Source organism: Rhizobium changzhiense (genome assembly GCF_013087625.1).
Taxonomy (GTDB): domain Bacteria; phylum Pseudomonadota; class Alphaproteobacteria; order Rhizobiales; family Rhizobiaceae; genus Rhizobium; species Rhizobium sophorae.
In genome coordinates this window covers 20,333-46,157 of the sequence record NZ_JABFCQ010000007.1, presented here as the reverse complement: position 1 = coordinate 46,157, position 25,825 = coordinate 20,333, and the positions used below count along the sequence as shown (strand labels likewise).

At 59.9% G+C, this 25,825-nt stretch carries 21 protein-coding genes and 1 pseudogene; 11 read left to right on the top strand and 11 right to left on the bottom strand.

The annotated features are described in order from the left end of the window. Window positions 1–22 precede the first annotated feature (22 nt). Entirely contained in the window at window positions 23–787 is a 765-nt protein-coding gene (locus G9X68_RS27695) for an FCD domain-containing protein (RefSeq protein WP_171605106.1), read from the top strand. 35 nt (window positions 788–822) lie between these two features. On the opposite strand, the gene G9X68_RS27690 is transcribed toward G9X68_RS27695, so the two are convergent. After that, window positions 823–1,275 (bottom strand): DUF421 domain-containing protein, encoded by a 453-nt coding sequence (locus tag G9X68_RS27690; RefSeq protein WP_064248489.1) that lies wholly within the window; start codon window positions 1,273–1,275, stop codon window positions 823–825. Window positions 1,276–1,285: 10 nt separating this feature from the next. Continuing rightward, the gene (locus tag G9X68_RS27685) at window positions 1,286–2,518 is read right to left on the bottom strand and encodes a protein-L-isoaspartate(D-aspartate) O-methyltransferase (protein ID WP_171605105.1); all 1,233 of its coding nucleotides are present in this window, start codon (window positions 2,516–2,518) and stop codon (window positions 1,286–1,288) included. Between the two features lie 159 nt (window positions 2,519–2,677). Between G9X68_RS27685 and G9X68_RS32115 the strand changes: the two are divergent. Both G9X68_RS32115 and G9X68_RS27680 read left to right on the top strand, forming a co-directional pair. Next, window positions 2,678–2,859: pseudogene (locus G9X68_RS32115) on the top strand (glucose dehydrogenase); the annotation flags it as partial. A gap of 54 nt (window positions 2,860–2,913) precedes the next feature. Continuing rightward, window positions 2,914–4,551: an FGGY-family carbohydrate kinase gene (locus G9X68_RS27680; protein ID WP_171605104.1), complete on the top strand. Its 1,638-nt coding sequence runs from the start codon at window positions 2,914–2,916 to the stop codon at window positions 4,549–4,551. Between the two features lie 51 nt (window positions 4,552–4,602). On the opposite strand, the gene G9X68_RS27675 is transcribed toward G9X68_RS27680, so the two are convergent. The 3 genes from G9X68_RS27675 to G9X68_RS27665 all read right to left on the bottom strand — a co-directional run bounded on the left by G9X68_RS27675 (window position 4,603) and on the right by G9X68_RS27665 (window position 7,647). After that, window positions 4,603–5,214 carry a L,D-transpeptidase gene (locus G9X68_RS27675; protein WP_171605103.1) on the bottom strand — a complete coding sequence of 204 codons (612 nt, stop codon included), beginning with the start codon at window positions 5,212–5,214 and terminating at the stop codon, window positions 4,603–4,605. Window positions 5,215–5,317: 103 nt separating this feature from the next. Beyond that, window positions 5,318–6,457, bottom strand: coding sequence for an AAA family ATPase (locus G9X68_RS27670; RefSeq protein WP_171605102.1), 1,140 nt, complete (start codon window positions 6,455–6,457; stop codon window positions 5,318–5,320). A gap of 191 nt (window positions 6,458–6,648) precedes the next feature. Further along, window positions 6,649–7,647 (bottom strand): LacI family DNA-binding transcriptional regulator, encoded by a 999-nt coding sequence (locus G9X68_RS27665; protein WP_205930834.1) that lies wholly within the window; start codon window positions 7,645–7,647, stop codon window positions 6,649–6,651. Between the two features lie 147 nt (window positions 7,648–7,794). On the opposite strand from G9X68_RS27665, the gene G9X68_RS27660 reads away from it, so the two are divergent. The 8 genes from G9X68_RS27660 to G9X68_RS27625 all read left to right on the top strand — a co-directional run bounded on the left by G9X68_RS27660 (window position 7,795) and on the right by G9X68_RS27625 (window position 17,863). Further along, on the top strand, window positions 7,795–8,892 hold the full coding sequence (locus G9X68_RS27660; protein ID WP_171605101.1) for an ABC transporter ATP-binding protein: 1,098 nt from the start codon (window positions 7,795–7,797) through the stop codon (window positions 8,890–8,892). Further along, window positions 8,889–9,779, top strand: coding sequence for a carbohydrate ABC transporter permease (locus G9X68_RS27655; RefSeq protein WP_131709893.1), 891 nt, complete (start codon window positions 8,889–8,891; stop codon window positions 9,777–9,779). The genes G9X68_RS27660 and G9X68_RS27655 overlap by 4 nt, the downstream gene beginning before the upstream one ends. Then, window positions 9,776–10,624: a carbohydrate ABC transporter permease gene (locus G9X68_RS27650; protein WP_171605100.1), complete on the top strand. Its 849-nt coding sequence runs from the start codon at window positions 9,776–9,778 to the stop codon at window positions 10,622–10,624. The genes G9X68_RS27655 and G9X68_RS27650 overlap by 4 nt, the downstream gene beginning before the upstream one ends. A 62-nt stretch (window positions 10,625–10,686) precedes the next feature. After that, window positions 10,687–12,015 (top strand): extracellular solute-binding protein, encoded by a 1,329-nt coding sequence (locus G9X68_RS27645; RefSeq protein WP_171605099.1) that lies wholly within the window; start codon window positions 10,687–10,689, stop codon window positions 12,013–12,015. Between the two features lie 104 nt (window positions 12,016–12,119). After that, window positions 12,120–14,885 (top strand): glycoside hydrolase family 2 protein, encoded by a 2,766-nt coding sequence (locus tag G9X68_RS27640; protein WP_171605098.1) that lies wholly within the window; start codon window positions 12,120–12,122, stop codon window positions 14,883–14,885. A gap of 179 nt (window positions 14,886–15,064) precedes the next feature. After that, the gene (locus tag G9X68_RS27635) at window positions 15,065–16,123 is read left to right on the top strand and encodes an alpha/beta fold hydrolase (RefSeq protein WP_171605097.1); all 1,059 of its coding nucleotides are present in this window, start codon (window positions 15,065–15,067) and stop codon (window positions 16,121–16,123) included. A 176-nt stretch (window positions 16,124–16,299) separates the two neighbouring features. Next, complete coding sequence (locus tag G9X68_RS27630; protein WP_132614755.1) at window positions 16,300–17,349, top strand: class I SAM-dependent methyltransferase; 1,050 nt, start codon at window positions 16,300–16,302, stop codon at window positions 17,347–17,349. Window positions 17,350–17,518: 169 nt separating this feature from the next. Next, the gene (locus tag G9X68_RS27625; RefSeq protein WP_027667015.1) at window positions 17,519–17,863 is read left to right on the top strand and encodes a YkgJ family cysteine cluster protein; all 345 of its coding nucleotides are present in this window, start codon (window positions 17,519–17,521) and stop codon (window positions 17,861–17,863) included. 302 nt (window positions 17,864–18,165) lie between these two features. Here the strand turns inward: G9X68_RS27625 and fcl are convergent, their stop codons facing one another. The 6 genes from fcl to G9X68_RS27595 are packed head-to-tail and all read right to left on the bottom strand — an operon-like array spanning window position 18,166 to window position 25,760. Beyond that, complete coding sequence (fcl, locus tag G9X68_RS27620) at window positions 18,166–19,236, bottom strand: GDP-L-fucose synthase (protein ID WP_171605096.1); 1,071 nt, start codon at window positions 19,234–19,236, stop codon at window positions 18,166–18,168. Next, window positions 19,229–20,320, bottom strand: coding sequence for a GDP-mannose 4,6-dehydratase (gene gmd, locus G9X68_RS27615; RefSeq protein WP_171605095.1), 1,092 nt, complete (start codon window positions 20,318–20,320; stop codon window positions 19,229–19,231). Before gmd ends, fcl begins: the two co-directional genes overlap by 8 nt. 49 nt (window positions 20,321–20,369) lie before the next feature. Next, window positions 20,370–22,577, bottom strand: a complete 2,208-nt coding sequence (locus G9X68_RS27610; protein ID WP_171605094.1) for a GumC family protein — start codon at window positions 22,575–22,577, stop codon at window positions 20,370–20,372. Continuing rightward, on the bottom strand, window positions 22,574–23,719 hold the full coding sequence (locus G9X68_RS27605; protein WP_171605093.1) for a glycosyltransferase family 4 protein: 1,146 nt from the start codon (window positions 23,717–23,719) through the stop codon (window positions 22,574–22,576). The genes G9X68_RS27610 and G9X68_RS27605 overlap by 4 nt, the downstream gene beginning before the upstream one ends. After that, window positions 23,713–24,813: a glycosyltransferase family 4 protein gene (locus G9X68_RS27600; protein WP_171605092.1), complete on the bottom strand. Its 1,101-nt coding sequence runs from the start codon at window positions 24,811–24,813 to the stop codon at window positions 23,713–23,715. Before G9X68_RS27600 ends, G9X68_RS27605 begins: the two co-directional genes overlap by 7 nt. Beyond that, the gene (locus tag G9X68_RS27595) at window positions 24,810–25,760 is read right to left on the bottom strand and encodes a glycosyltransferase family 2 protein (protein WP_171605091.1); all 951 of its coding nucleotides are present in this window, start codon (window positions 25,758–25,760) and stop codon (window positions 24,810–24,812) included. The genes G9X68_RS27600 and G9X68_RS27595 overlap by 4 nt, the downstream gene beginning before the upstream one ends. Window positions 25,761–25,825 lie beyond the last annotated feature (65 nt).

Here is a 25,825-nt window from a genome sequence, read left to right as displayed (position 1 = left end):
GAATACCGCCGGGGAGAATGACGTGGCTGAAGTGAATGGCGAATCCTTGAACGCGGAAGCCGGCACGCCGGGCAAGCCCGAACGCGGCAAGGCGGTCAAGCTGGTCGATCGCGTCTTCGACCAGTTGCTCGAGCGTATCCGCGGCGGAAACTATCCGCCTGATTCACGCCTTCCCGGCGAGCATGAGCTTGCTTCGATGCTGGGTGTGTCGCGGCCGATCGTCCGCGATGCGTTGGCGCGCCTGCGCGATCAGGGGATGGTCTATGCCCGGCAGGGCGCCGGCACCTTCGTCAGCGCGCATGGATCGCCGACGACGCAGCTTGCCTATTCGCCGGTCAAGACGATCGCCGACATCCAGCGCTGCTACGAGTTCCGCCTGACGATCGAGCCGGCGGCCGCCTATTTCGCCGCCAAGCGCCGCAATGAGCAGGCCATTCAGAAGATCGCCAGCGCGCTTGCGGATCTGCGTGAGGCGACCAGCCATCAGCTTCACCGGACCGACGCCGATTTTCTGTTCCACCGCGCGGTGACAGAGGCTGCCAACAATCATTATTACACGGCCTCTATCGATGCGCTGAAGGCCCATATCGCCGTTGGCATGCATCTCCACGGCCTCTCATTGCTCGGCCCTCGGCAAGGGTTGGAACAGGTCTATGAAGAGCATAACGCCATCTACAAGGCGATCGCCGATGGCCGACCAGACGATGCACAAAGACTGATGAAGGCGCATCTCGAAGGTTCTCGGGACCGGCTGTTCGAGGGCAGGGTGCTCGATCTGTCCTTCTGAAGCGCATCCCCAAGCGGTTATCCGCTCGAAATGACTCAGCCGGATTTCTGCTTCTTGATGATGCTGATGTTGCCGCTCACTTCGAGGATGGCAAATTTTATTTCCGTCACGCTCTCGATGCCTTCCTGGCTTCGAGCCGCTTGCATGACATCTTCCTTCTGCAGCCGGGCGCCTTTGAGCGCGCGTTCGTCGTAGACGCCATCCGTCACCAGAACGGTTGGAACGCCGTCGATGATATGAGCTGCGCGAGGCCACCACCTCTTCACGTAGGACAGGCCGATATCGGTCGTAAACAGCGTGAGGATCAAGATGACGGCGTTGGTGATCGAGAAGTCATCTCCCAGCATCGCCTGCTGGGTGGTTTCGGAGATCACCAGTACGATCACCAGATCGAACGGCGTCATCTGGGCCAATGTCCGTCTTCCCGACAGACGGATGATCACGAGCAGTGTGAAATAAATTGCCAGTCCGCGTAATACCGCATCCACCGTGCCGCCCTCATGGAAGGATGAAAGTCGTTTGGGTGCGAGTCTCTCCGCCCATGCCGATGATGGTAGGACGCGGACCCGGGAGTTGCGTTTGCAGACGGAAGACGATCTGCGTCGGCCCAACCGGGTCGGCGGGGAACACATAGCCTATCCGGCCGTCGCGCGCGAAGGTTGCTTTTTGGGGCGGATCGATCCCCTGAACTGAAAAGCTTTGAAGAAAGGCGGGATCGATCGTGAAGATCCTGTCTTCGGGTGATGGCGTGAAGGTCACCGTCATATCCTCGGGAGCATTCCATCGGGAGATGACGGGAAAATCCACGGACCCATCGGGCAATTGAAGTGTTTGCCGTGAAAACGGGCCGCCTCTTCCAAGCAGACCCAGCAAGCAGGTCACCAGAAGAAGCGTGAACACGATCCAGGAAAAACGTTGAACAGCCCAGAACCGTTGCTGAAATTCGCTATGATCGAGCACACCTTCCGGCAACGCGGGCAATTTGTCTATCTTTCCCATGCCCGCTCCCTGTCCGTCATGTCGAGAGCTTGGCTCGGAGGCAACCGTTCCCGGCAATGAGGGCGCCGTCGCCGTATACATCGGATGGGTAGCTGTCCAGGCGTCTTCCCCGATCAAGGGGACGAACAGCACCCCGCCGAGATCTTCTTCCTCGAATGCGGCGTCCCCCGTGCGCGTGAGGCGTTTCAGGCGCTGCCCTTCACCGCGGCCGACCGGAATGATGAGCCGCCCTCCGAGCCCCAGCTGTTCTTTCAAGGCGGTTGGCACCTCTGGTGCGCTCGCAGAAACGACAATGGCATCGAAGGGGGCGGCTTCTGCCCAGCCCTTGCTGCCATCGCCGACGCGAACGTCAATGTTGCGGTATCCCAGTTTCTCGAACCGTTCCTTGGCCTCAAGCGCCAGCCTTTCGTGGCGCTCGATGGAGTAGACATGCCTGGCTATCCGGCTGATGAGGGCTGAAGCGTAGCCGGAGCCTGTTCCGACCTCGAGCACTGTGTCGCCGGCATCCAGATTGGCCTTTTCGAGCATCAAAGCCACGATGAACGGCTGCGAAATTGTCTGGCCTTCGCCGATCGACAGCGGCGCATCCTCATAGGCGAATTCCTCGGAGCCCGGAGGAACGAATTTTTCGCGCGGTACCATGCGCATGGCCTCGATGACGCTTTGATCGCGAATGCCACGACGCGTCACGTGGTGCTCCACCATGCGATCTCGGATGCGCGTCATATCCATGGATCAGCTCCACTTGTCGCCGATTGCATCTGGGGGCAAACTTCGGGCGGTGCAAAATGTAAAACAAATGGGCGACCGGAGAGTTCCTCAAATGCGCAGGCGCACGTGGAAATAGCGTTCATGGCGTGGCAGCATCAGTTTCCGCAGGAATGACGGCCGTCAGGCGTCGTGCCGGTCGCGTGGGAGCCGATTACACGGCCTCGAAGTTCACAGTTCAGGCCTTCGTCCATTCTGGAGGAGGCGCTGGCCAATGGCAGCCTGCCATCCTTTTCATCCTGTCGCGGCCGCGTAATGTGACGATCCGCGATCTGGTGATTCTGCCGAACAGCGTGGATCTGTAAAGACCGGCCCAGACTGCAATTAGCCTGATCCTTGCCGATTTCAAAGGAAAGACAATGAGCGACACATCTCGCACGCTAGAAGCAGATGCCAAACATGTCATCGGCGTCGACGTCGGCACCGGCAGCGCCCGCGCCGGCCTGTTCGACCTGACCGGCCGGATGCTCGCCTCCGCCAAGCGGAATATCACCCTGTTTCACGAGCCGGGTTCCATGGTTGAGCAATCGAGCACCGAGATCTGGGCGGCCGTTTGCGCGGCAGTGCGCGACGTGGTTTCCTCGGCCGGGATCGATCCGGCGTCCGTCATGGGGCTTGGGTTCGATGCCACCTGTTCACTCGTCGTCCTCGGCGAAGGCGGTAAGCCGCTTCCTGTCGGGCCTTCGGAAGATCCGAACCGGGACATCATCGTCTGGATGGATCACCGCGCCGTGCCGCAGGCGGAGCGCATCAATGCGTTCGGTCATGACGTCCTGCGTTACGTCGGTGGCCGTATCTCGCCTGAGATGGAAACGCCCAAGCTTCTCTGGCTGAAGGAAAATCGCCCTGAGGTTTTTGATGCCGCGTGGCAATTCTTCGACCTTGCAGATTTCCTGACTTGGCGAGCGACTGGCGATCTGTCGCGTTCGACCTGCACGGTCACCTGCAAATGGACCTATCTCGCCCATGAAAAGCGCTGGGATGGAGATTATTTTCACCAGATCGGCCTCGGCACCCTCGCCGACGAAAAGTTTGCCCGCATCGGTCAGGCTATCGTCGAGCCCGGTTCGGCACTCGGTCGAGGACTGACCGCAGTTGCAGCCGGCGAGCTCGGCCTGAAGCCGGAAACGCCCGTCGCTGCCGGACTGATCGATGCTCATGCGGGCGGAATCGGAACCGTTGGCACGGGTGCCGGTCCACAAGCCAATCTGGCCTATGTCTTCGGCACTTCCTCCTGCACGATGACATCGACAGCTGAACCGTCGTTCGTGCCCGGCGTCTGGGGGCCTTATTATTCGGCCATGGTGCCGGGACTATGGCTGAACGAGGGTGGCCAGAGTGCCGCCGGCGCGGCGATCGACCAGCTGCTCTCCTTCCATCCGGCTGCCGCAGAAGCGAGGGAGCTTTCGAAGAAGGCGGGCGTTCCGTTGCCGGTTTTGCTTGCGGACATGGCCGCCCGAAAGGCGGGCCGTTCTTCCGACGCCGTCACGCTTGCGAGCGGACTGCACGTCGTTCCCGAGTTCCTCGGCAACCGCGCCCCCTTTGCCGATCCGCATGCCCGCGCAATCATTGCCGGTCTCGGGATGGAGGACGATATCGGCAGCCTGGTTTCTCTCTACGTCGCAGGGCTTTGCGGTATCGGCTACGGCCTCAGGCAGATCATCGAGACGCAGGCCGATGCCGGTGTTACCATCGAAAACATCGTCATCAGCGGTGGCGCCGGCCAGCACGACTTCGTTCGCCAGCTGCTCGCCGATGCGAGCGGCAAGCCGGTCATTGCAACTAAGGCAGAAGAACCGGTCCTCCTGGGGGCCGCCATCCTGGGCGCTGTCGCCAGCCGGTTGTTTGCGGATGTACGCGAAGCGATGACGACACTCTCGACGGTCGAAACGACATTCCTGCCATCAGAAGGGGAGAGCCCTCGTATTCATGACAAGCGCTATGAAGGATTCAAGGAGCTTCAGGCTCTGGCGCGCAAGCTGCGTATCGACGGTTAGATATCCCAACGCCAATCCCCTGATGTCCATCAGCGATCGATCGGCTAATAGCTAGCGTCGAACAATGACCTTGGTTCCCGGCTGGACGATCTCGTAAAGCTCTTCGACATCTTGACGATACATTCGAAAGCACCCGCTCGACGCGTTGGTGCCGATGGACGAGGGGTCGTTGGTGCCGTGGATGCGCAGCAGGCCGTCGGCGAGATAGATCGCGCGGGTTCCAAGCGGATTGGCGGGGCCGGGCTTCACGACCGCTGGAAGCCGAGGGTTCTTCTGCCGCATACTGGCCGTGGGTCGCCATTCAGGATGCGCTCGCTTCGACACGACCCGCGTAGATCCATACCATTGCTTGCCCTCACGGCCGACCGCGATGGGGTAAGCATATTGCTCGCCCCAAGGGGTGGTGTAAATGAGCGTATGCTCGCTCGTCACGATTTCGATGGTTCCTTTTGCACGCCCTGTCGGCGGTTGCCTGCGATCATGCAGGGGCTCTTGATAGGGAGGCGCCGGATCGTAATCGAGTGGTGGTGGATAGGGGCCGTAGGGATCGTCGTAACCGTATCCACCAAAGTCGTCATATCCATCATACGGCCCATAGAGCTGGGCTTGAGTCTGAAAGACCGTTAGCAAAAAGGCCGCAGCCACGAGAGCCAGCAATCTCATCTTGTCGCCATCCGCTTGTTGAACAAGCCTGATTGGGCTGAATTCTGTGGCGGCACTATGACTGCTGGGCCGCAGCTTTTGAAAAGCTACGGCTCGATTGCAGCTAATCGTCGCCCTCGTCTTCGACGGCCCCCGTCAGCCTCATACCCTGAATCCAGGTGGCGCCATCCTTTCGGATTACCCGCTTCGGCCGCACCCCGCAGCGCTCTTCCACGGCCGAGGCGAGACGTTGGGAATGCGTGACGATCCAGATCTGACTAAATCGTGCCGCCGCAGCGATCATGTCGGCGAGCGGCGACAGCATGTCCTGATGCAGGCTTGCTTCCGGCTCGTTCAATGCGATCAGCGGCGGCTGGCGATAGGACATCAGCGCGGCTGCAAGTCCGAGGAAACGGATCTGTCCGTCTGAAAGCTCGCGCGGCTGAAAAATCCGGCGCGGGAAATCTGGAAAGATCAGTCCGAATTCCGCATGCTCCCCCGGTTCCGGCACGTGCGACTTTGCCCCGCCCAAGGCGGAGGCAATGGCCCGGTCGAGCTCGACCGTGTCCCCGCGAGTATGCACAAGCGTTGCGAACACTGCCGCCATGTTTCCGCCGTCTTGGTCCAGCAGCGTCGACGTGACTGCCAGGCACGGACGCCGCAACGCCGACTCCCGATCGGTCCTGAATCCATGGAAGAATCGCCAGCCGTCGATGAGACGGCGAAAGGCCGCAATTTCCGGATAATGTCCAGCATCTCCGAGCATCGCGATTCCTGTTTCCGACGTCATCGCCTGCTCGGGATAATCCTCCATGCGGCCGCGGTCACCGCGAACCATGATCCCCGGCCCGCTGCGCTTCATCATCGTAACGGGGCGCGATCCGGCCTCAAAACAAAGCTCTTCGGCCTTGACCTGAGGCTCGAAGGCAAATCCAGCGGCGGCGGCCGGCGGTCTGAGCCCGGCTTCGACCCAATATCGCCAGGTCACAGCCCGCTCCTCGTCGAGAACCTCCACCTCCAGCTTGATGCGAAAATTCTTCTCGTCGCGCCTTGGGCCGGTCCACAACGCCGAAGCCATTCCGCCTTCGGCCGCGATTTCATGCGCGAACGTGCCGCGCACCGCCGCCTGCACAAGCTGGAGGCCGCGGTAGAGGTTCGATTTGCCGACGCCGTTCTCGCCGATGAACACATTAATGCCGGCCAGATCCATGCGGATGGAGCGTAACGAGCGGTAATTTTGGGCAAACATGGAGCGAAGAAGCATGGTCGACTTCCATAGTAGGGGTCCGTCCAACGAAGCGATCTGCCGCAGCCTCGATGTGGCCACAGCAGTGCGCATGGCTGTCACTCTGTCAGTTGAAGCTCATGTCTATTCCTCAGCAGAGTTTCGCCCTTGAACCGGTCATCCGAGGAAGCGCTTGCCGACAACTGGGGAATCCACCCTGGCACCCCGGCCTACACGGCGTCTATTGGCGCCACCGACTGGCGCACGATCATTTCGCACTCCAGCTTGACCTTGTGATTGTCATGCCGCATCCGCGGCGCGGCGATCATCTCGGCAAGTTTCTCGACGGCATAGCGCGCCATGTCGGCATGGGGCAGTTGCATCGTCGTGAGCGGCGGCAGCATATCGCCGGAATAGGATTCATTGTCGAAACCGATCACCGAAAGGTCGCGCGGGATGGAGAGGCCGGCTTCCTTTGCGGCTTCATAGACACCCATGGCAATGCGGTCGCAGAAACAGCATATTGCCGTGGGCCGGTCATCGAGCGCTTGCAGGCGCTTGAAGGCTGCATAGCCTCCCTGAATCGTCCAGCGTCCCTTGATGATGAGATGGTTGTCGACAGGAATGTCGCGCATCGTCAAAGCTCGGCGATAACCCTTGATGCGCTCGCGAGAAGCTTCGATCGCGTCCTCGCCACCGATATAAGCAATGCGCGTATGGCCGGCATCGATCAGCGACAGCGTTGCCTTCATGACAGCCGACAGGTCTCCGGGCACCACGCTCGGAAGGGGTTTGTCGACAGTATAGCAGTTCAAAAGTACGGTCGGCCATTCCGCGAGCTGCGGAGCAAGCGTCACTTGCTGTGTGATCAGCCGCGCATAGATGACGCCTGCAGCGGGCAGCGTCGCGAGATGGCTGAGAGCGGCCTGCTCTGCCTCCTCGTCGGCGTCCGTCGGCATCACCGAGAGCAGATAGCCCAGCTCGTTTGCCGCCTCTCCGGCTCCGTCGATCAAGCCGGCGACATGAGGCGAACTTGTCACCTCGTTGATGAGCATGGCAATCAGCGGACGCCGGTCGATGCGCCGAGCCTGGGTCCTGTAACCCATCCTGGCCGCCGCACTTAGAACAGCCTCACGCGTTGTCGGCGATATGCGCGTTCCCGGAGCATTGTTGAGCACAAGCGACACGGTCGCCTGCGAGACGCCGCAGGCGGCAGCGATGTCGGACATCGTCGGCTTTTTGATCACGCAAACCCCTTGCAAGACTGACTATTCGCTTAGCACGAAGTTTTGCGAACGCAAAAGCGGCGAGGGCTTGCTTGATAATAATTTTAGTTATAACCAGTGATTTATAACTAATCACTCTGGGAGGAGTGCATGGCAGGAGTAACGCTCGCTGGGGTGTCCAAAAGCTATGGCGCGGTGAATGTCATCCGTGACATTTCGCTCTCGATCAACGACGGCGAGTTCCTGGTTTTCGTGGGACCTTCCGGCTGCGGGAAATCGACGCTTCTGCGCATGATCGCCGGGTTCGAAACCATCAGCGGCGGCGACGTCCTGCTCGGCGGCAACCGGGTCAATGACATGGCCGCCCGCGATCGCGGGGTGGCGATGGTCTTCCAGAATTACGCGCTGTACCCCCACATGACAGCTCGCGAGAACATGGCCTTCGGCCTGCGCAATATTGGTACGCCGAAGGCCGAAATCGCCTCACGCATCGATAAGGCCGCCGCCATCCTCCAGCTTGAGCCTTATCTCGACCGCAAGCCTAAGGCGCTTTCCGGCGGCCAGCGTCAGCGTGTTGCGATCGGCCGCGCCATCATGCGCGAGCCGGATGTCTTTCTGTTTGATGAGCCGCTCTCCAATCTCGACGCCGCTCTTCGCGTCTCGATGCGCACCGAGATCGCTAAGCTCCATCACCGCCTCGCCGCAACCATGATCTACGTTACTCACGATCAGACGGAAGCCATGACCATGGCAGACCGTATCGTGGTCCTCAGGGACGGGCAGATCGAACAGGTCGGCGCGCCGATCGAGCTTTACCAGCGCCCCGCCAATGCCTTCGTGGCTGGCTTCCTCGGTGCGCCGCGCATCAATCTGCTCCCGGCAACAGTCACTGCCGTCGACGGCGAAACGGTCGAACTCGCCTGTGCGGGAGATGCCCGGCTTACTGCCAAGGTCTGTGCCAGTCCCGCCAAAGGCGATACGGTGACGATCGGCCTGAGGCCGGAAATCCTGTCGCCGGCCGATGAAGGCGCCCTCAGCGGAACCGTTGATGTCGTTGAGCAGCTCGGCTCGTTGCAACTTGTCTATGCAACCCTTGCTGATGGCACAACCATCGTCTCCGAACTGCGCGGCGGCGCGGCGCCCTCGATCGGCTCCGTCGCCCGTTTTGCGATCGGCCCCGGCACACGCCACGTCTTCGATGCAAACAAGGTCTCGATCACCCTGCATTCTGAAGTGGGTAGAGCATGAGCACCAGCAGCCTGACCGCCGCGCGCAGGCGCGATGCACTCGCCGCTTACATCTTCCTCGCACCTTTCGCAGTGATCTACGCCACGTTCCTGGTCTACCCCTTCTTCAAGGGCTTGTGGATCAGTCTCCACGACTGGGAGCTTGCCGGCAGCTACCGGAAATATATCGGCCTCCTCAACTACGAAGACATGTGGTTCGACACGATCTTCTGGAAGACCGTGGGCAACACGCTGACCTTCGTCGCCATGACCGTTCCGACCATGACAGCACTGGCCCTGGTGCTGGCTCTTGCCGTGTTCGGGCAGGGGCGGCTCAAGGGTGTGCTGCGGTCCGTGTTCTTCATGTCGAGCGTGTTTTCGGTATCGGTCGTGACACTGATCTGGTCGATGGTGCTGTCTGCGGACAATGGCCTGCTGGTGCCGCTCTTCAATCTCATCGGCGTCAAGCCCATCAATTTCCTCGGGCACCCGACGCTCGCCATGCCGTCGATTGCGTTGACGACGCTTTGGTGGGGTGTCGGCCTCCCCATGGCGCTGTTTCTGGCGGCACTAAGCCAGATACCGCCGGAACTTTACGAAGCGGCCGAACTCGATCATGCCGGTCGGTTCAGCGTCCTGAAAAACATCACCCTGCCGTCGATCCGTCACACCGTGCTCCTGGTTCTGGTCCTGCAGATCGTCGGCCAGTTCCAGATTTTCGGTCAGGCCCACCTGATGACACAGGGCGGCCCCGCCAATCGGACGCGTACGCTGGTTCAGTACATCTACGAGACGAGCTTCCGCGACTGGCAAGTCGGTTACGCCACGGCCATGTCCTTCGGGCTCTTCATCCTGATGCTTGGCTTCACAATGCTGCAGCTCTGGCTCGGCCGCAGGGGGGATGAATGATGACAAGCGCACGCACAAGCGGCCTACGCCGCGCCACGGACGTTCTCATCCTCGGCGCAACCATCGCCTTTGCGATCCTCTGGCTTCTGCCCGTCGTCTGGGTCGTCGCCATGTCGCTGAAGCCGAATACCGAGCTGATGCGTTCCACGGCAGGCTTCCTGCCGGTCCCCTTCACGATCGATAACTATATCGGTCTCCTGAAGCTCGATACCGTGCCGCGCTGGCTGATGCACAGTCTCATCGTCTCGGTAACGATGACAATTCTAGTTCTGGTCGTCTCGTCTATGGCCGGCTATGCGTTCGCGCGCCTGGAATTCCCCTTCAAGAAGACACTGTTCATGCTCGTGATTGCCGGCCTGATGGTGCCCGAGCAGGCAGTGTTCATTCCGCTGCACACGATGGTCTCGGGCTGGGGACTGCATAATACCCACTTCGCGCTGGTCATGCCGCGCGTCGCCGTGCCGATCGGTGTGTTTTTGATGATGCAGTTCTTCCGCAGCGTTCCGAAAGAACTGGAGGAAGCAGCCGCCATTGATCACGCCTCACGGCTGACGATCTTTCTGAAGATAATGTTGCCGCTCTCCGTGCCTGCACTGACCACGCTCGGTCTGTTCACCTTCATCTTCGCCTGGAACGACTTTCTCTGGCCGCTCGTCTCGGCGACCAAGGCCGACATGTACACCGTCACGGTCGGCCTTGCCTCGATCCAGACCAACTTCGCTTTCTCGGAAGGCATCGGCGCTGTCATGGCATCGGCGGTCTTTGCCAGCCTGCCCATCGTTCTTCTGTTCCTGATCTTCCAGCGCTTCATCGTGGCAGGTGTTGCCATGAGCGCCGGCAAATAGGCACCGGCCCGACCGGCCATGCCGGGAGGGGTTTTTCGCAACGGCATCGCAAGGAGGATATGATGCACAAGACGAAAATGCTGCAACGTCTGGCGCTCGCCACGACACTGATGACCGCGCTCTGGGGAGGAGCAGCCCAAGCAGTCGACATCTCGTTCTTCCGCTTCTTCGGCGATTGCCAAGGCGAATACGGCGAGGTGACAGACGTGACCAAGGCCAATGGCGAATGCGGCATCATCACCGCGCTCACCAACAAGTTCAACGCAGAAAACACGATCGGCGCCAAGGTCGTCACCCAGACGGCCGAATGGGGTGCCTATTATGACCTGCTGACCGCGACTTATTCCACCGGCAACATCCCTGACGTCGCCGTCATGCACGCCTCGGTGATGCCGAATTTTTCCGACCGGGATCTCCTGACGCCGCTGACCAAGCCGATTGCCGATCTCGGTATCCAGACAAACGACTTCGTACCAGCGGCGCTGAAGAACGCTACCGCCAAGAATGAAATTTACGCCCTCCCATACGACCTTCATGCGCTGCTCTTCCATATCAACATGGACCTGATGAAGAAGGCGGGCCTTGTCAACGCAGACGGCTCGCCGATCTTGCCGAAGTCGCCCGAGGAACTGCTCGAGCAGGGCAAGAAGTTCAAGGAAGCGACCGGCAAGTACTACATCGGTTCGGAAGCCCAGAGTTCGGAAGGCATGATGGTGCGCCTGTTCGACACGCTTCTCTGGCAGCAGGGCGTCGATGTCCTCTCCGCCGACGGCAAGACGGCCAGCATCAACACAGCGGAAGGGCTGAACGCAGCCAAGCTGATCTCATCGATATTCTCGGAAGGTCTTGCCAATCCGGCGCTGGATTATCCCGGCTCCGAACAGGCGTTCCTCAACGGCGAAACCGGGATTCTGCTCAACGGCACCTGGGGCGTCGACAACTATGATACCCAGGCCAAGAGCGGCAAAGTGGCCCTCAAGGACTATCGCGTCGCCAATGTGCCGCAACTCTACGCCAAGCCGTCGGTCTGGGCCGACAGCCATATGTGGGTCATCCCGAAGGATGACAATCGCAGCGAAGACAAGACGAAAGCCGCTCTCGCCTTCCTGAAGTTTCTGAACGACAACAGCTTCCAGTGGTCGCGTACCGGCCATTTGTCGACTCGTCAGTCGGTTCTGAATTCCGAAGAGTTCAAGGCCCTGCCGCATCGCGCCGAGTTTGCCGACACTGCCAAAAATGCCACGTCACTGCCGCAGATCCAGAACCAGCGTGCGGTCTACAACGCGATGATCACCGATTTGAACGCGATGTGGCTGACAGGCACCGATCCGCAGGCAACGCTTGAAGCGATGCAGGCCGGCGTCGAGCGCGTCCTTCGTCGCAATCGCTAGTTCCTCCAACCCCTCCTGAGGGGTTGGTCTCCCACCGGGATACGCGCCACGCCGTGCGTATCCCGGAACCCCAATGGAAAAAGCCGATCTTCCAAGGACAACCGATGAACGCCTATTCCCAGTCGCTCGCCCCAGCGAACACGCCGCTCCGCGAAACACTTTCCCTTGATGGGACCTGGGAGTTCTGCCACGAGACCGATCATGCATGGCGGCATGCGAAGGTGCCGGCGCACTGGCAGGCTTGTTTCGAGGATCTCGCCGTCAGCTTCGGATCGGCAACCTATCGCAGGACCTTCACGCTCCCCGCCGAATGGTCGGCTCGGGAAATCGCCATCCGCTTCGGTGCTGTCAGCGATCTGGCTACTGTCTTCATCAACGGCACTGAGATCGGCCGTCATGAAGGCGGTTATCTTCCTTTCGAATTCGTGATCCCAACCGCTCTGTTGAAGGCGGAGAATACCGTCGAGGTCGTAGCCTGTCTGCCTGATGCTCATCGCAACGAGGGTGGCACCGATTTTGCGGAGATCCCGCATGGCAAACAGAGCTGGTATGGCCCGCAAGGCGGCATCTGGCAGTCCGTCCTCATCGAGGCCCGCGATCCCGCTCACATCTCATCGCTTCGCCTCGACCCGATTTGGCCGGAAGCCAGGCTCGATCTTAAAGCCCACTTTGCCAGCATGGTTGCAGGCTCGCTGAAAATCGAGATCATCGATCCGCAGGGCATGCCCGTCTTTACCGGAAACATTCCGGCCGCCGGACATACCCTCAAACATTCGATTCAGCTCGACGCCGTCGCGCCATGGTCGCCGGACAGCCCGAACCTCTATACGATCACAACGATCCTCAGTGCCGACGGCGTCGAGATCGACAGCCGGCAGGAAAGTTTCGGCTTTCGCCGCTTCGAAGCCAAGGATGGCTTCCTGCATCTGAACGGCAAGCCGCTTTATCTGCGCGCCGCGCTCGATCAGGATTACTATCCCGATGGTTTCGGCGCGCCGCCCTCGCTCGACCTGCTCGAAGACCAGTTGCGCAAGGCTAAGGCAATGGGACTGAATTGCCTGCGCTGCCACATCAAGGTGCCGGACCCGCGCTATTACGAGGTCGCCGACCGGCTGGGCATGCTGATCTGGAGCGAAATTCCAAATATCGAGACCTTCACCCCGGCCTCCGCCGAGCGCCTGCGCACGACAATGGAAGGTATTCTCGCCCGTGACGGCAATCACCCCTCCATCGTAATCTGGACCCTGATCAATGAAGATTGGGGAACTCGGCTGCGCGAGGCGGCCGAACAGCGGCAATGGATTTCCGACATGGTCGACTGGCTGCGTGTGGAAGACCCGCTACGGCTCGTTGTCGACAATTCCGCCTGCTTCCCGAACGTCCACGTCAAGACCGACATAAACGACTACCACTTCTACCGAACGGCGGTGGATCGGCGCGAGGAATGGGACAGGCTCTGCCGCGAATTCGCGGGCAATGCCGACTGGACCTTCTCGACTGACAAGGAAGCCGTGCGCACGAAGAAGGAACCGCTGGTCCTCTCCGAGTTCGGCGTCTGGGGTCTACCCGATCCTGCCCGTCTGCGCGAAAGGAACGGCCGCGACCCCTGGTGGATGGCCTATGGTGCCACCTGGGCGGATGGCACGGCACTGCCCCAAGGCATCGAAGCCCGTTTCCGCGAACTCGCTCTTGAGAAAGTCTTTGGTGATCTCGGTCGCTTCGTCGAGAAGGTGCAGTGGTATCAATACATGAACCTCAAATACGAGATCGAGGTCATCCGAACGCACGCGCCGATCGGAGGCTATGTCATCACCGAACTCACCGATGTCCATTGGGAGGGCAATGGATTGATGGACATGGCACGCAATCCGCGCGTCTTCGCCGAAGCGCTGCCGGCCATCAATTCCGATCTCGTCATCGCGCCGGGCGCGGCCCGCCACGCCGTCTATGAAGGGCAGACGGCCAGCTTCGACATCAAGGTGTCGAGCGGCGGAGCAGCCGTGCCCGAAGGCAGTCGCCTCGTCTGGGAATTTGGCGCTGAAAGAGGCGAGATATTGCTGTCGGCCATGGCGCCGATGCAGGTTCATAATGCCCCGATCACCGCAACAGCAGATGCAGTGCCGGTGCCCGAGATCCAAAAGGCACGGTTCCAGGTCGTGGCGCCTGATGGAAGCGTGCTGTCTCAGAATTCCGAGACACTTGCGGTCTACGGCAAGCGCGATGTGCCGCCCATCCGCTTTGCTTCGAACGACGACGGCCTTTCCGAGAGGTTGTCAGCCCTTGGCCATGTCAGCGTGTCGCCGCACGAGGCGGATGTCTTCGTGACCAAGGACATCGATGCCGATCGCGTCGAGGCAATCCATTCCGGCCAGCGGGTGCTGCAGATCGTCGACAAGGATCCTGGCCGTCTGCGCGATGACGCGCCGCCGCGCGATGGCCCGATGTCGATCGAAATCGATCGAGGTGGCGGCGGCATGGTTTCCGGGCCATACTTCAGTTTTCCCGGCTACAATCTCGTCAATCGTCACAAATCGATCTGGCGCGGCGATTGGGTCGGCAACTTCTCATGGTTGCACCGGGATGGTGTCTTCGCTCATGTACCCGGCGGTCCGCTGTTCGACCTGTCTTTCACTGGCGTCGTGCCGCACCAGGTGATGGCCGGCCTCCGTCCCTGGGAATTCCAAGGTCGCGTGCACGCCGGCGTCGTCATCGGCTGGGTTCACAAACCCGCTGCCTTCATCATCGAAAAGCGGCTCGGCCGTGGCAAACTTGTCGCAACGACCTTCCGCCTCCATCAGGAAGCACCGGACGCCGACCCGCTTGCCACCGCGCTTTACGACGGCCTCCTCGCACTCACCGCAAGACCCTGAGCCCAGCGACGGTCAACGGAAGTCGCGGCGACTTCGCTTCGGCTCAAGCGCTAGCGGGAGGGCTCAAGTCGCCGGTCGGGTATATGTCCGAAGCGGGCGAAACTGAACTGTCTTCCAGGAGAATCATCCTGTAGGAGATAGGTCTGTTATGCGATCTTCGGCTGCGATATTCTCGACCGATGAAACTCAGCCAGACCATACGGTTCTGTACTTCGGAGGATGGCACCCGTATCGCCGTCGCGTCTTGCGGGCAGGGCCAGGTGATCCTGCGGGCGGCGCACTGGCTGAGCCATGTCGATTACGATCTCGAAAGCCCGGTGTGGCGGCCGTGGCTCCAGGCGCTATCCGCCCACAACCGGTTTGTGCGCTACGATCCGCGCGGCTGCGGTCTGTCGGACCGGCATGTCTTTGACCTTTCGGTCGAAGCGTGGCACGCAGACCTTGCTGCCGTGGCAGCGTCGATCGAGGAGCCGCGCTTCGTCCTCCTCGGTCTTTCGCAGGGCGGCGCGCTCGCTATCGCATATGCCCTCAAGTATCCCGAGCGAGTATCGCATCTGGTGCTTCTGAACGCCTACGGTCAGGGTGCCCGCGCCAGAGCTCAGACCGAGGCGGAGCGGCTGGAAGCCGAGACCCTTGTCAATTTCGTTCGCGTCGGCTGGGGACGCGATAATCCGGCGTTTTGCCGGTTCTTCACCAATCTCTTTATCCCCGACGGCACGCCTGAACAGCATCGCTGGTGGGGCGATCTTGAGCGGCAAACGGCATCGGCCGACGTCGCCGCACAACTGCTTTGGCAGATGCAGGGGATCGACGTGCTGGACCTTGCGGCGATGCTGCGCGTCCCGACGTTGATCGCACACAGCCGCGGTGACATGCGCGTGCCGTTTGACCAGGGTTGCAAGCTCGCCGCCGCGATTCCGGGCGCGAGCTTTGTGCCGCTTGAGAGCAAGAACCATGTGCTCTTGCCGGACGAGCCCGCTTGGAATGTATTTCAAACGGAACTTGCCGCCTTTCTCGGGCAGGATCGGTCGGTGCGGCCGCGTGCGGTCAGTGAGGCCGGTCTGACACCCGCCGAGGCCGCCCTTCTCGACCTTGTCGCGGAGGGGCTAGATAACCGCGCGATCGCCGAACGGCTTGGCAAGAGTGCAAAGACCGTGCGAAACCAGCTGTCGGTGATCTTCAGCAAACTCGGCGTGCATAGCCGCTCGCAAGCGATCGTCGTCGCGCTCTCCCGATAGTCCCGCTTCTGCAGGTGGATAGGCACCTCCTCCGATGCCGATGGGACATGTGTCCCTCGAAGGAGCGGGATTTCTTCGCAGACGCGGGACAACCGCCTCATGCTCGCCGAGACGGCAAGCTTCATCCTTGGCATTGCGGATGGCAGGACGCCATCCGAGGACCGGGAGGAATTCACATGACGGAAATCAACGAAACAACGCTCAATGAACTCGTGGGCCGCGTCCTTGGCGACCTCGGAGGAGCGGTCAGCGTACCGCTGGTCCGGATCGGAGATGCTCTCGGGCTGTACAGGACGCTGAAGGAGATCGGGCCGGTGAAGGCCGACGAACTTGCCGATGCCTCGGGATGCGCACCTCGTTATGTCCGCGAGTGGCTGGCGGCACAGGCTGCCTCGGGTTATGTGCACCATGAGCGAGGATTGTTCTCGCTGACGCCCGAACAGGCCTTCGTATTTGCCGAGCCGGACAGCCCGGTCAATCTGATTGGCGCGTTCGATACCGCTGCTGCGATGGTCGAGAACCAGCCGAAGGTGCAGTCCGCCTTCAAAACCGGCCGAGGCGTTGCCTGGGGCGATCAGGCCGGCTGCATGTTCTGCGCCGTCGCGCGACTATTCCGCCCGGGTTATGTCAACGCCCTTGTGCAGGACTGGCTGCCGGCGCTCGAGGGTGTCGCCGATAGGTTGAAAACGGGTGCGAAGGTGGCCGACGTCGGATGTGGGCACGGGCTATCGACGATCCTGATGGCGCAGGCGTTTCCGAATTCCCGGTTCGTCGGCTACGACTTCCATCCAGGCTCGATTGCCGCTGCGTCCGCGCACGCCCAGGCACACGGGTTGACGAACCTGCACTTCGAGGTCGGCCGGGCACAGGACTTCGACGGCCGGGATTTCGATTTGATCACCTGCTTCGACTGCTTGCACGATATGGGCGACCCGAAAGCCGCAGCGGCTCATATCCGAAAGGCGTTAAAAGAGGGCGGCGTCTGGATGGTGGTCGAACCAATGGCCGGAGATACGCTGGAGGAGAACATTAATCCGGTTGGACGGCTCTACTACTCAGCCTCGACGATGATCTGCGTTCCGACCTCGCTTGCGCAGGAGACAGGGCTGGCACTCGGTGCGCAAGCAGGAGAGCGGCGATTGGCCGAGGTGATCCGCTCAGGCGGTTTCACTCATATCCGGCGTGCGGCCCAGACGCCCCTCAACATGATTCTCGAGGCCACCTGACAGGTCGCGCCTCCTGTTGGAAATGCCGCGCCGCATTCCCGGCCTCGTCAGGAAAGTCGACGAGTGCGGCGACTGGCTTGCAGGAGAACGCCAGCCGCCCTGTCCTCAACGGCGGCGGTAAATCGTGCGAAGGCTTTGCTCTTGGCGGGCTGTGTGGTAGGAGCGGGCCATGACATCATTGATCGATTTCGATTGCCAAGGCTGCGGAGCCTGCTGCTCCTTTTCGCCGACCTGGCCCAGATTTTCCACCGAAACAGACGCTGCTCTCGATTTGCTGCCGGCGCAATTCGTAGCCGCGAACCAGCAAGGAATGCGTTGCGACGGTGCGCGCTGCTCCGCATTGGTCGGTCGCGTCGGTTCAGAGACATCCTGCCAAGTGTACGATCTTCGGCCTGACGTCTGCCGCGCCTGCGTCCCAGGGGATGACGCATGCTTGACCGCGCGCGCGTTCTTCGGGCTCGGTCAGCCAAGCTTGCCGCCCAGCCACATCGATGCGGAACCGCCAATCAACTGAGGCGGGTTCCGTCCGGCTCTTCTCTTCGCCTGTCGACTTTACTGCAGCGATTGTCGTCCGAAAGTCCAGCCGAAGGTAAGGCCCGGTGGAGCCATCCGATGTGGACTATCTGCCTAATAGCGCGACAAGCGATATCGGCATTTCGACCGCAAAAAAATTCATTGCCGCACCGATAATCATCACCCACACGACTATCAGGAAAATGAGCGCTGCAATCCTGATTTCTACAGGTTGCATTATTTGCGCCGTCCCAGCATATGCGTCCCCCCGAGACAAACCCTGTTATCCCTCGTGCAAATTCCCTATGGCGAGGGATGATGCGCAACGGTCGACAGCGTGGCCGCGTGCGTCACCGAAGTCTTGGCTTTCTCAAAACTGATGTCGCTTTGATCAATCAAGTCACTGGACACAGCTCTGTTGCTGCGTTCGAGATGGTGGCCGTCAAGGAAGGAGCGGTAGGCATCTGCGATGCCCTCCTTCAGACCTATCTTAGGAGACCAGCCGAGAGTGCGAAGCTTGTCGACGCTCAGGAGTTTACGTGGCGTGCCATCTGGCTTGGTGAGGTCGCGCGTGATCTTGCCTTCGAAGCCAACGATCTCGGAGACGAGGTATGCCAATTCGAGGATGGTAATGTCTTCGCCACAACCTACGTTCACATGACTTTCGGCGGAATAGGTCTTCATGAGATGGACGCAGGCGTCGGCGCAATCGTCAACATGCAGGAATTCGCGCCGCGGCGTGCCGGTACCCCAGACGCATATCTCTTGTTGCCGGTTGACCTTGGCCTCATGTGTCTTGCGTATGAGCGCCGGCATGACATGGCTTGACCCGAGGTCAAAATTGTCGCCTGGACCGTAAAGATTGGTAGGCATGGCCGAGATGAAATCTCTACCGTGCTGTTTGCGATAGGCTTGGCAGAGCTTTAATCCGGCAATTTTGGCGATCGCATACCATTCATTCGTGGGCTCAAGCGATCCGGTCAGAAGTGAGTCCTCAACGATCGGCTGATTGGCGAATTTCGGATAGATGCAGGACGAGCCCAGAAACATCAGTTTTTCGACTTGAGTTCTATGGGCGGCGTGGATGACGTTCGCTTGGAGAATCAAGTTGTCGTAAAGGAAGTTGGCCGGATAGGTAGCATTCGCGAGAATACCGCCGACCCTCGCAGCAGCCAGGAAGACAGCATCGGGACGATGCTTACTCATCCAGCCCTCCACCTGCTCCTGCCGTCTGAGATCAACCTCGGCGCGGGTGGCCGTCAAAATCTCGCAGCCCTCGGAAGCGAGACGCCGCACGATCGCAGAACCCACCATGCCGCGGTGGCCCGCGACATAGACCCTTTTTCCGGCAAGGCTGTAAATCACCTCAGGCATAGGCAAAACCTTTGGTTACACCGACCGACGGAACATTTCGTGCCATGAGTTTCAGATCCTCGCGAACCATCTCCGCAACGAGCTGATCAAGACTGGTCTCATGTTTCCAGCCAAGCTTCGTGTGCGCCTTCGTTGGATCGCCGATCAGAAGATCAACTTCGGTCGGACGGAAGTAAGCCGGATCGATCTCCACCACACACTGACCGGATGTCTTATCGTATCCCTTTTCCTCAACTCCGTGCCCACGCCAATCAATCGGCATGCCCACCTTGGCAAAGGCCTTGTCGACAAAGGAACGAACCGAGTGCGTTTCGCCGGTCGCAAGGACATAGTCCTCCGGTTCATCCTGCTGCAGCATGAGCCACATGCCGCGGACATATTCTTTTGCATGACCCCAGTCGCGCTTGGCATCCAGATTGCCGAGATAAAGCCGGTCCTGTAGGCCAAGATGGATCGCAGCCGCCGCTCGGGTGATCTTGCGCGTCACGAATGTTTCGCCGCGGATCGGGCTTTCATGATTGAACAAAATGCCGTTCGAGGCGTGCATGCCATATGCCTCGCGATAATTGACCACGATCCAATAGGCATAGAGCTTGGCAGCCGCGTAGGGTGAGCGGGGATAGAAGGGAGTTGTTTCGCTCTGCGGGACTTCCTGAACTTTGCCGTAGAGCTCGGAGGTCGATGCTTGATAGAAGCGGGTCTTCTTGGTCAGTCCCAGGAGGCGAATTGCTTCAAGGAGCCGAAGGGTGCCGGTTCCATCGGCGTTAGCCGTATATTCCGGCGTCTCGAAAGAGACTTGAACGTGGCTCTGTGCGGCGAGATTATAGATCTCGTCCGGCTGCGTTTCCTGAACGGCGCGGATGAGGTTCGTTGAATCGGTCATGTCCCCGTAATGCAGAATAAAGCGAGGATTTTCGACATGGGGATCCTCGTAAAGATGTTCGATGCGACTGGTGTTGAAGGACGATGAGCGTCGTTTGAGGCCGTGAACAATATAGCCCTTCTCCAGCAGCAATTCGGCCAAATACGCACCGTCCTGACCCGTTATACCCGTAACCAGCGCGACTTTATTTTCGTTTTTCAATGCGGTCTCCGTAATTTATTTCGGAATCGGGCAGACATGCTGTTCGAACTCATGTGTACTCGTGGTACTTCCTCAGTGAGCTCACAAACAGTTCTGAATCACTGAAGTTGTACATGGCGTGTTTGTTCGGATTGACGTTATTTATGGCAACGGCAACCTCTGCGTTGCGCGCGGTCTTCAGCTGATGTAGGCAAAACTCTACGGCCCGACGGCTCGTCTTTCCCCATTTTACGACCACCAGCGTTCGTTCTGCTAACGCTGTCAGATGCATCGTATCAGCCGAGGCGAGCACCGGCGCGCTGTCGAAGATGACGATCTGGCCGAGTGAGCCGGCCATCGCGACGATGTCCGCCGCATCAGCCAAACGAACGCGCCGATGGAGACTGGCATTGCCAGCCGGAATGAAGTCGATGCCGCTTGGATGGTGATGGATGATGTCCCGCATTCCGGCCTGTCCACACAGGAATTCGTTCAACCCCTGCTTTAGCTCCGATTTGAAAAGCGAGTCGAGATTTCCGAGTCTGAGATCGCCATCGACAAGCAGCACCGGAATTCCGTTGGCGGCGAGATCGATTGCCAGGGATCTGGCGACAAGCGACTTACCCTCTCCGCTGTGAGCCGACGTCACAACGATACTGTTAGGCAACTTTCCGCCGTTGGATTGTTTGAGCGAAGTCATGACGGAGCGAATAGCTTCGTCAAACATCCCGTCTTGCATGCTCCCGAAGAGCATCGACGGCTCTCTCCGGTCTTTCCGTTTCAGGTGCGGGATGAATCCGGCGGGTACGATGCGCGACATTCCGGCCATCTGGTCGAAGCTGCGGACTGAGTTGTCCAACATCTCGACCACGAATGCGGCCGTCACCGCGATCGATATCGAAGCCAAAAGGGCGCCGATCAAATAGAAAAGCCGCCCGCGTCCCTTCGGCGCCAGCGGCACCGCGGCCGGTGACAAGACTTCCAGTTCCGCGCCCGGCAACATGGCTTGCGCAGCCAGGCCACGGCGCTGCTCCTCGAGCTTGTCCAGCGCCGTTTGCTCTTTGTCAGCCATGCGCTGGAGTCGGGCCAACTCGGTTTGCGCCAGGGCAGAGCGAGTGCGTTTCTCATGAGCGACCGCCAATGCCGACCGGATTGCGTCGTCCTCATGATCGAGCGCCGCAAGCTTGGCGTGTATCGATTGGAGATATCGATCGGTTGCAAGACTGAGATCGGTGCGGGATTTAAGGATCTTGGCGCGCGCGTCGACCACGGCTTCGGCCGTGTTGCCATATGTCTCGAGAAGGCGCTCGAGATCTTGCTCCTGCGTACGAAGCTCGCGTTGCATTGCAACAATACTGTCGGGAATGACCATACTCTGCAGGACGAGCGAGGCGTCGTCGGCCGCTTCGAGTGCGGATATCGTTGCTCTCGCTTCAGCGCGGCTTTGTTCGATTTTTGTCCGCCGCTCTCCCAGCTCCATTATCGACTTGATCTGTTCAACCTGATCGTCGTCTTTTGATGCAACGTCGGTAGTTTTCTGGTACAGGTCCGCGGCATCGCGTGCTGCCTTGGCGCGCCCCATCTGTTCATCGATGCGCAGCAGAAGCCATTCTTCTGCTGCGTCCACTCGACCGCGCAGACTGTCCTTCCGCTCTTCGAGGTAGATGCTGATGAGCCGGTTCGGGACCGAGGCGGCCAGTTCGGGGTCGCCCGCATCGAAACCGATCTGAATGACGTCACCCTGGCCATCGCGCCAAACGCGGAGGGCCTTGTAGTATTTCGGGATTATCGGCTCGATGCTGTCCCGGATAGGCAAGGACGGTTTTTCACTATCGACCCAACCGCGCAGCATTGATCGGATCTTGTCGATAGGCGAGATTTCTTGCAGCGCCGGATTGAATTCCGGCCATTCATTGAGCCGCAGGTCGCGGATTACCCGCTCTGCGATGCTTCTGGAAAGAAGCCGTTCGGTCTCAGATGTGGCGTCCAGCGGATCGTTGCGGCCGGACTCGTCGGTGCCGAGCTTTGTCGCCAGAGGCGTGTGGATGATCAGCCGGGACTCGGCATGATAAGTCGGCTTCAATCCCGAAATCACGGTTGCGGCAACCGCCATAAGTAGCATGACGATGGCCATTATCATGACCATCCGTCGCCGGATAAGGCGCAGGCCTGAAGTCAGATCAAGGTCGTCCGAACGAGTCTCTACCTGTAGCCGGGGATCGTAGCGCATCGATGAGAGCGAGGTGTTGCGGTCTGGCGGCACAGTCGAAATAGTCATTGGTCACCAGCCGTTGTTTGAGGTTGCGCGGAGATAGCGTCATAGAGTTTGTCCAGCGATCGCATGTAAGCCTTCATACTGAAATTGTTGAGATAATGAGCGCGGGCCTTGGCCGACAGATAGTTGCGGACGTCCGGGTCGGTGACGAGCTTAGCCAGCGCCGCAGCCAGGGCATCCTTGTCTCCGACAGGTACGAAGACGCCGGTTTCACCGTCGGAGATGACTTCACTATGCGCGCCGACGCGCGTGGTGACGACGGCGAGCCCATGGGCAAGCCCTTCGACCACAGCCATTGCCAAGCCCTCGGCATGCGAAGGTAAGACCAGGATATCTGCCCGTGTACACAAGGCTTGCGCCTCGTCGGCGCCAAGCCAGCCCGGCATTTTCACCAGATCTGAAAGTCCCATGGCGGCGGCCTGGCGCCGGTAGTCTTCCACAGGTCCGTCGCCTGCCAGCACGGCTCGCCACCGGAGCTTTTTCATGATCGGATGACTCAAGGCAAGCAGAAGCTCCTGAACGCCTTTGCGTTCGCTCAGCCGGCCGAGAAATATGATCAACGGCATCTCGCCGACATGAACATTGCGCGGCCCGGGGTCGGGAACACAATTGCGGATGACGACGACGCGCCGCTCTTCCACGCCGAGAAGCGTCGTTAGCGTCATGCGGTCGCGCTGGCCCAGTGCCACGACCTGGTCGGCATGTTGGAACATGCGGCGTACAAGCATTTGCTGACGTGGCGAGCGCGCGGCAAAGTCGCTCGCGTAGTCGTAGTCGTGCAGGTGCAATATGTGAGAGCACCCGAGGACACGGGCAGCCTCGGTCAGGATCAGTTTTCTTGCGGTGCTGCCGCGACCCGCGACATGAATATGGTGAATGCGTGCCGGAGCAATTATCCGGTCCTTCGCCATCATCAAGACGGCGCCGAGCAGGCGCACAGGCGACGCAACTGAGGACCACCGAGGCCCTCTGGTGTCAGTGACGAGGTGTGTTTCGCCGGCCTCCTTCGCGGTGTTCGATATATAGCCGACAAGCCTGCCAATTCCGCCACCGTTTTCGCAACCACCCGGGACGTAGTGGCGGACGGATGCGGTTGCGTTGCGCGTCGCGACCCGATTCCCATCCGTGAGCGCGTTCATTAGCATGTCCCGACCACCTTACGATAAACGGCCGCAGCCTGTGCTCCCACCTGTTGAGGCGAATTCGGACCTGTAGCCCATGCAAGCGCGCTGGTCCCGAAACTGCTTCTGAGTTCGTTATTTTCCGCCAATGTCCAGATGGCTCTCGCGAGCTGTTCCACATCTCCCGGTGGAACCACCATTCCCAGTCCGTTTGGCAGAACGGTGGCTCGCAATTCGCCGACATCAGTCACGATAACCGGTTTGCCAAATGCCGCGGCAAGATTGAGAACGCCGCTTTGAGAGGCTTCCGTATAGGGAAGGACAACGATGTCGGCATCCAGAAAGAGCTGGGCGACCTCCATGTCCTCGATAAAGCGGTTGCGAATATCATAGCGGCCGGCGTCCCCCATAAGGGGCTGGAAGATCCACGGATCATCGCCGCGGCCAGCGACCGTGATGCGTAGATTGGGGAGCAGGTCCTTGAGCATCGCCTCGGCACGGATCAGATGCTCCAATCCCTTGTAAGCAAAAATCCGTCCGAAAAGCAGAACGCGCAAAGTTCCATCTGCGCCGCGCCGCGCCATCTGGTGCCGTCGAGCGAGCTCCGCGTAGCGATGAATGGCGGGATGCGACAGGACATGGACACAATCAGGCGATTTTGAATATCGCTCGAGGACCATTCGTTTCAGCCCTTCGCCATGGACGACGACATGACCCGATTGCCGCACCATCAATTGAGGAGCCCAGGCTGGCAGCGTGCGGGTGTCGGAATCGCCGGGATGCACTTCCACGTCATGGACGGTGGTCACGATCGGGATCGGGCGCCAGAACGGCGCGGCAAAATTCAACCAGAGCGTCGAGTTGCTCAGAAGGTGAATGACGTTCGGCCGCTCTTGCCGGATAAGACGCGTGAGTTGGTGCAGGAACCAGGGATTGGAGAGCGAGCGGTGCCTTGGCCAGTCCATGAGGTGCAGATCGACAGCCGGATCGATCCATGAAGCAAGGTGTGCGTAGCGCCGGCGCGGAACCGCTAGGACGACGTGCGCATGTCGCGCAACGCCGCTCGCGAAGGAGATGGTGTAGTCTTCCAGTTCGGAAACCAGCAGCAGTGCCTTCATCCCGCTGACTCCGACACGCCGACATCCTGACCAAGTCGAGGCAAGTCGTAGGCGGTGCGCAATGCATCACGCGTCCGCCTCAGCAAGTTTGGTTCTCCGGCGAAAAAGAGCCCTTCCACAGCAAGGCTGAACCGGGTGCGTGTGTCGGCGCCCTGCAGCTTGGCTGAGGCGACCCGGTACGGATAGTGATCAGTCAGACGCAGCCTTCCGGCCAGATCGTGCGCGGAAAGAAACCGGTTCGTCGCTTCAACGGTCGCCTGCCAATGGGCCATCCGCTTTCGCAGCATGGCGGCGTCATCGACTGGCCGATACCAATTATTGTTGTGAATCCGATAGAACCCCAGTGGATCCGACAAGGCGACAACGCCCCCCAGAAATGGATAGATGCCTGTGAGCCAGGCATCGGCAGACATGCGGAACTGCTCGGGAATATCCCCTGCAGCATCCCACGCGCTACGTCTTACAGCGACGGCTGATGTCATCGGGAAGGGCCACCAACCAGCCGATCTGGCGAGCCGTGGCGACAAATTTCCTGAACACAGGGTCCGAGGGATTGGCTTGAAGGCCGGCGAGCCATCGGTCTGCGTTGGCTGAAGTCGGTGATAAACAAGCGATGCCTGAGGATTGGAGTGGAAAGCAGCGGCTGTTGCCGACAGCTTGCCTGGCGCCCACCAGTCATCGGCATCAAGAAAACAGAGGATGTCGCCACTGCTTAACTTCACAGCTGCATTTATGGCGGCGGCCTGTCCCTGGTTCTCCTGGAAGAGCACCTTCACCCGCTTGTCATAGCCGTCGAGAACAGAGCGCGACTGGTCGCTCGAGCCGTCGTCGACGACGACTATCTCGACATTGGACGCCTGTTGGCTCAAGGCGCTGTCAATTGCCCGGGCAACGAAGCGACCGTAGTTGTAGTTATTGATAAGGACGCTGATTGTCGGTCGCTCCATGACACCCCTCAAGCGCGTCGCTGGGCGACACGTCGGTGCGCCGGAGTTGCGAACGCTCGCGCGTT

What these genes read in the sequence shown, in the direction of transcription:
- G9X68_RS27635 (WP_171605097.1), top strand. Translation starts at nt 15,065, where the DNA reads ATGAAACTCAGCCAGACCATACGGTTCTGTACTTCGGAGGATGGCACC.
- G9X68_RS27660 (WP_171605101.1), top strand. Translation starts at nt 7,795, where the DNA reads ATGGCAGGAGTAACGCTCGCTGGGGTGTCCAAAAGCTATGGCGCGGTG.
- G9X68_RS27655 (WP_131709893.1), top strand. Translation starts at nt 8,889, where the DNA reads ATGAGCACCAGCAGCCTGACCGCCGCGCGCAGGCGCGATGCACTCGCC.
- G9X68_RS27680 (WP_171605104.1), top strand. Translation starts at nt 2,914, where the DNA reads ATGAGCGACACATCTCGCACGCTAGAAGCAGATGCCAAACATGTCATC.
- G9X68_RS27670 (WP_171605102.1), bottom strand. Translation starts at nt 6,457, where the DNA reads ATGCTTCTTCGCTCCATGTTTGCCCAAAATTACCGCTCGTTACGCTCC.
- G9X68_RS27650 (WP_171605100.1), top strand. Translation starts at nt 9,776, where the DNA reads ATGATGACAAGCGCACGCACAAGCGGCCTACGCCGCGCCACGGACGTT.
- G9X68_RS27630 (WP_132614755.1), top strand. Translation starts at nt 16,300, where the DNA reads ATGACGGAAATCAACGAAACAACGCTCAATGAACTCGTGGGCCGCGTC.
- G9X68_RS27675 (WP_171605103.1), bottom strand. Translation starts at nt 5,214, where the DNA reads ATGAGATTGCTGGCTCTCGTGGCTGCGGCCTTTTTGCTAACGGTCTTT.
- G9X68_RS27605 (WP_171605093.1), bottom strand. Translation starts at nt 23,719, where the DNA reads ATGCTAATGAACGCGCTCACGGATGGGAATCGGGTCGCGACGCGCAAC.
- G9X68_RS27685 (WP_171605105.1), bottom strand. Translation starts at nt 2,518, where the DNA reads ATGGATATGACGCGCATCCGAGATCGCATGGTGGAGCACCACGTGACG.
- G9X68_RS27640 (WP_171605098.1), top strand. Translation starts at nt 12,120, where the DNA reads ATGAACGCCTATTCCCAGTCGCTCGCCCCAGCGAACACGCCGCTCCGC.
- G9X68_RS27645 (WP_171605099.1), top strand. Translation starts at nt 10,687, where the DNA reads ATGCACAAGACGAAAATGCTGCAACGTCTGGCGCTCGCCACGACACTG.
- G9X68_RS27625 (WP_027667015.1), top strand. Translation starts at nt 17,519, where the DNA reads ATGACATCATTGATCGATTTCGATTGCCAAGGCTGCGGAGCCTGCTGC.
- fcl (WP_171605096.1), bottom strand. Translation starts at nt 19,236, where the DNA reads ATGCCTGAGGTGATTTACAGCCTTGCCGGAAAAAGGGTCTATGTCGCG.
- G9X68_RS27600 (WP_171605092.1), bottom strand. Translation starts at nt 24,813, where the DNA reads ATGAAGGCACTGCTGCTGGTTTCCGAACTGGAAGACTACACCATCTCC.
- G9X68_RS27665 (WP_205930834.1), bottom strand. Translation starts at nt 7,647, where the DNA reads ATGTCCGACATCGCTGCCGCCTGCGGCGTCTCGCAGGCGACCGTGTCG.
- G9X68_RS27595 (WP_171605091.1), bottom strand. Translation starts at nt 25,760, where the DNA reads ATGGAGCGACCGACAATCAGCGTCCTTATCAATAACTACAACTACGGT.
- G9X68_RS27610 (WP_171605094.1), bottom strand. Translation starts at nt 22,577, where the DNA reads ATGACTATTTCGACTGTGCCGCCAGACCGCAACACCTCGCTCTCATCG.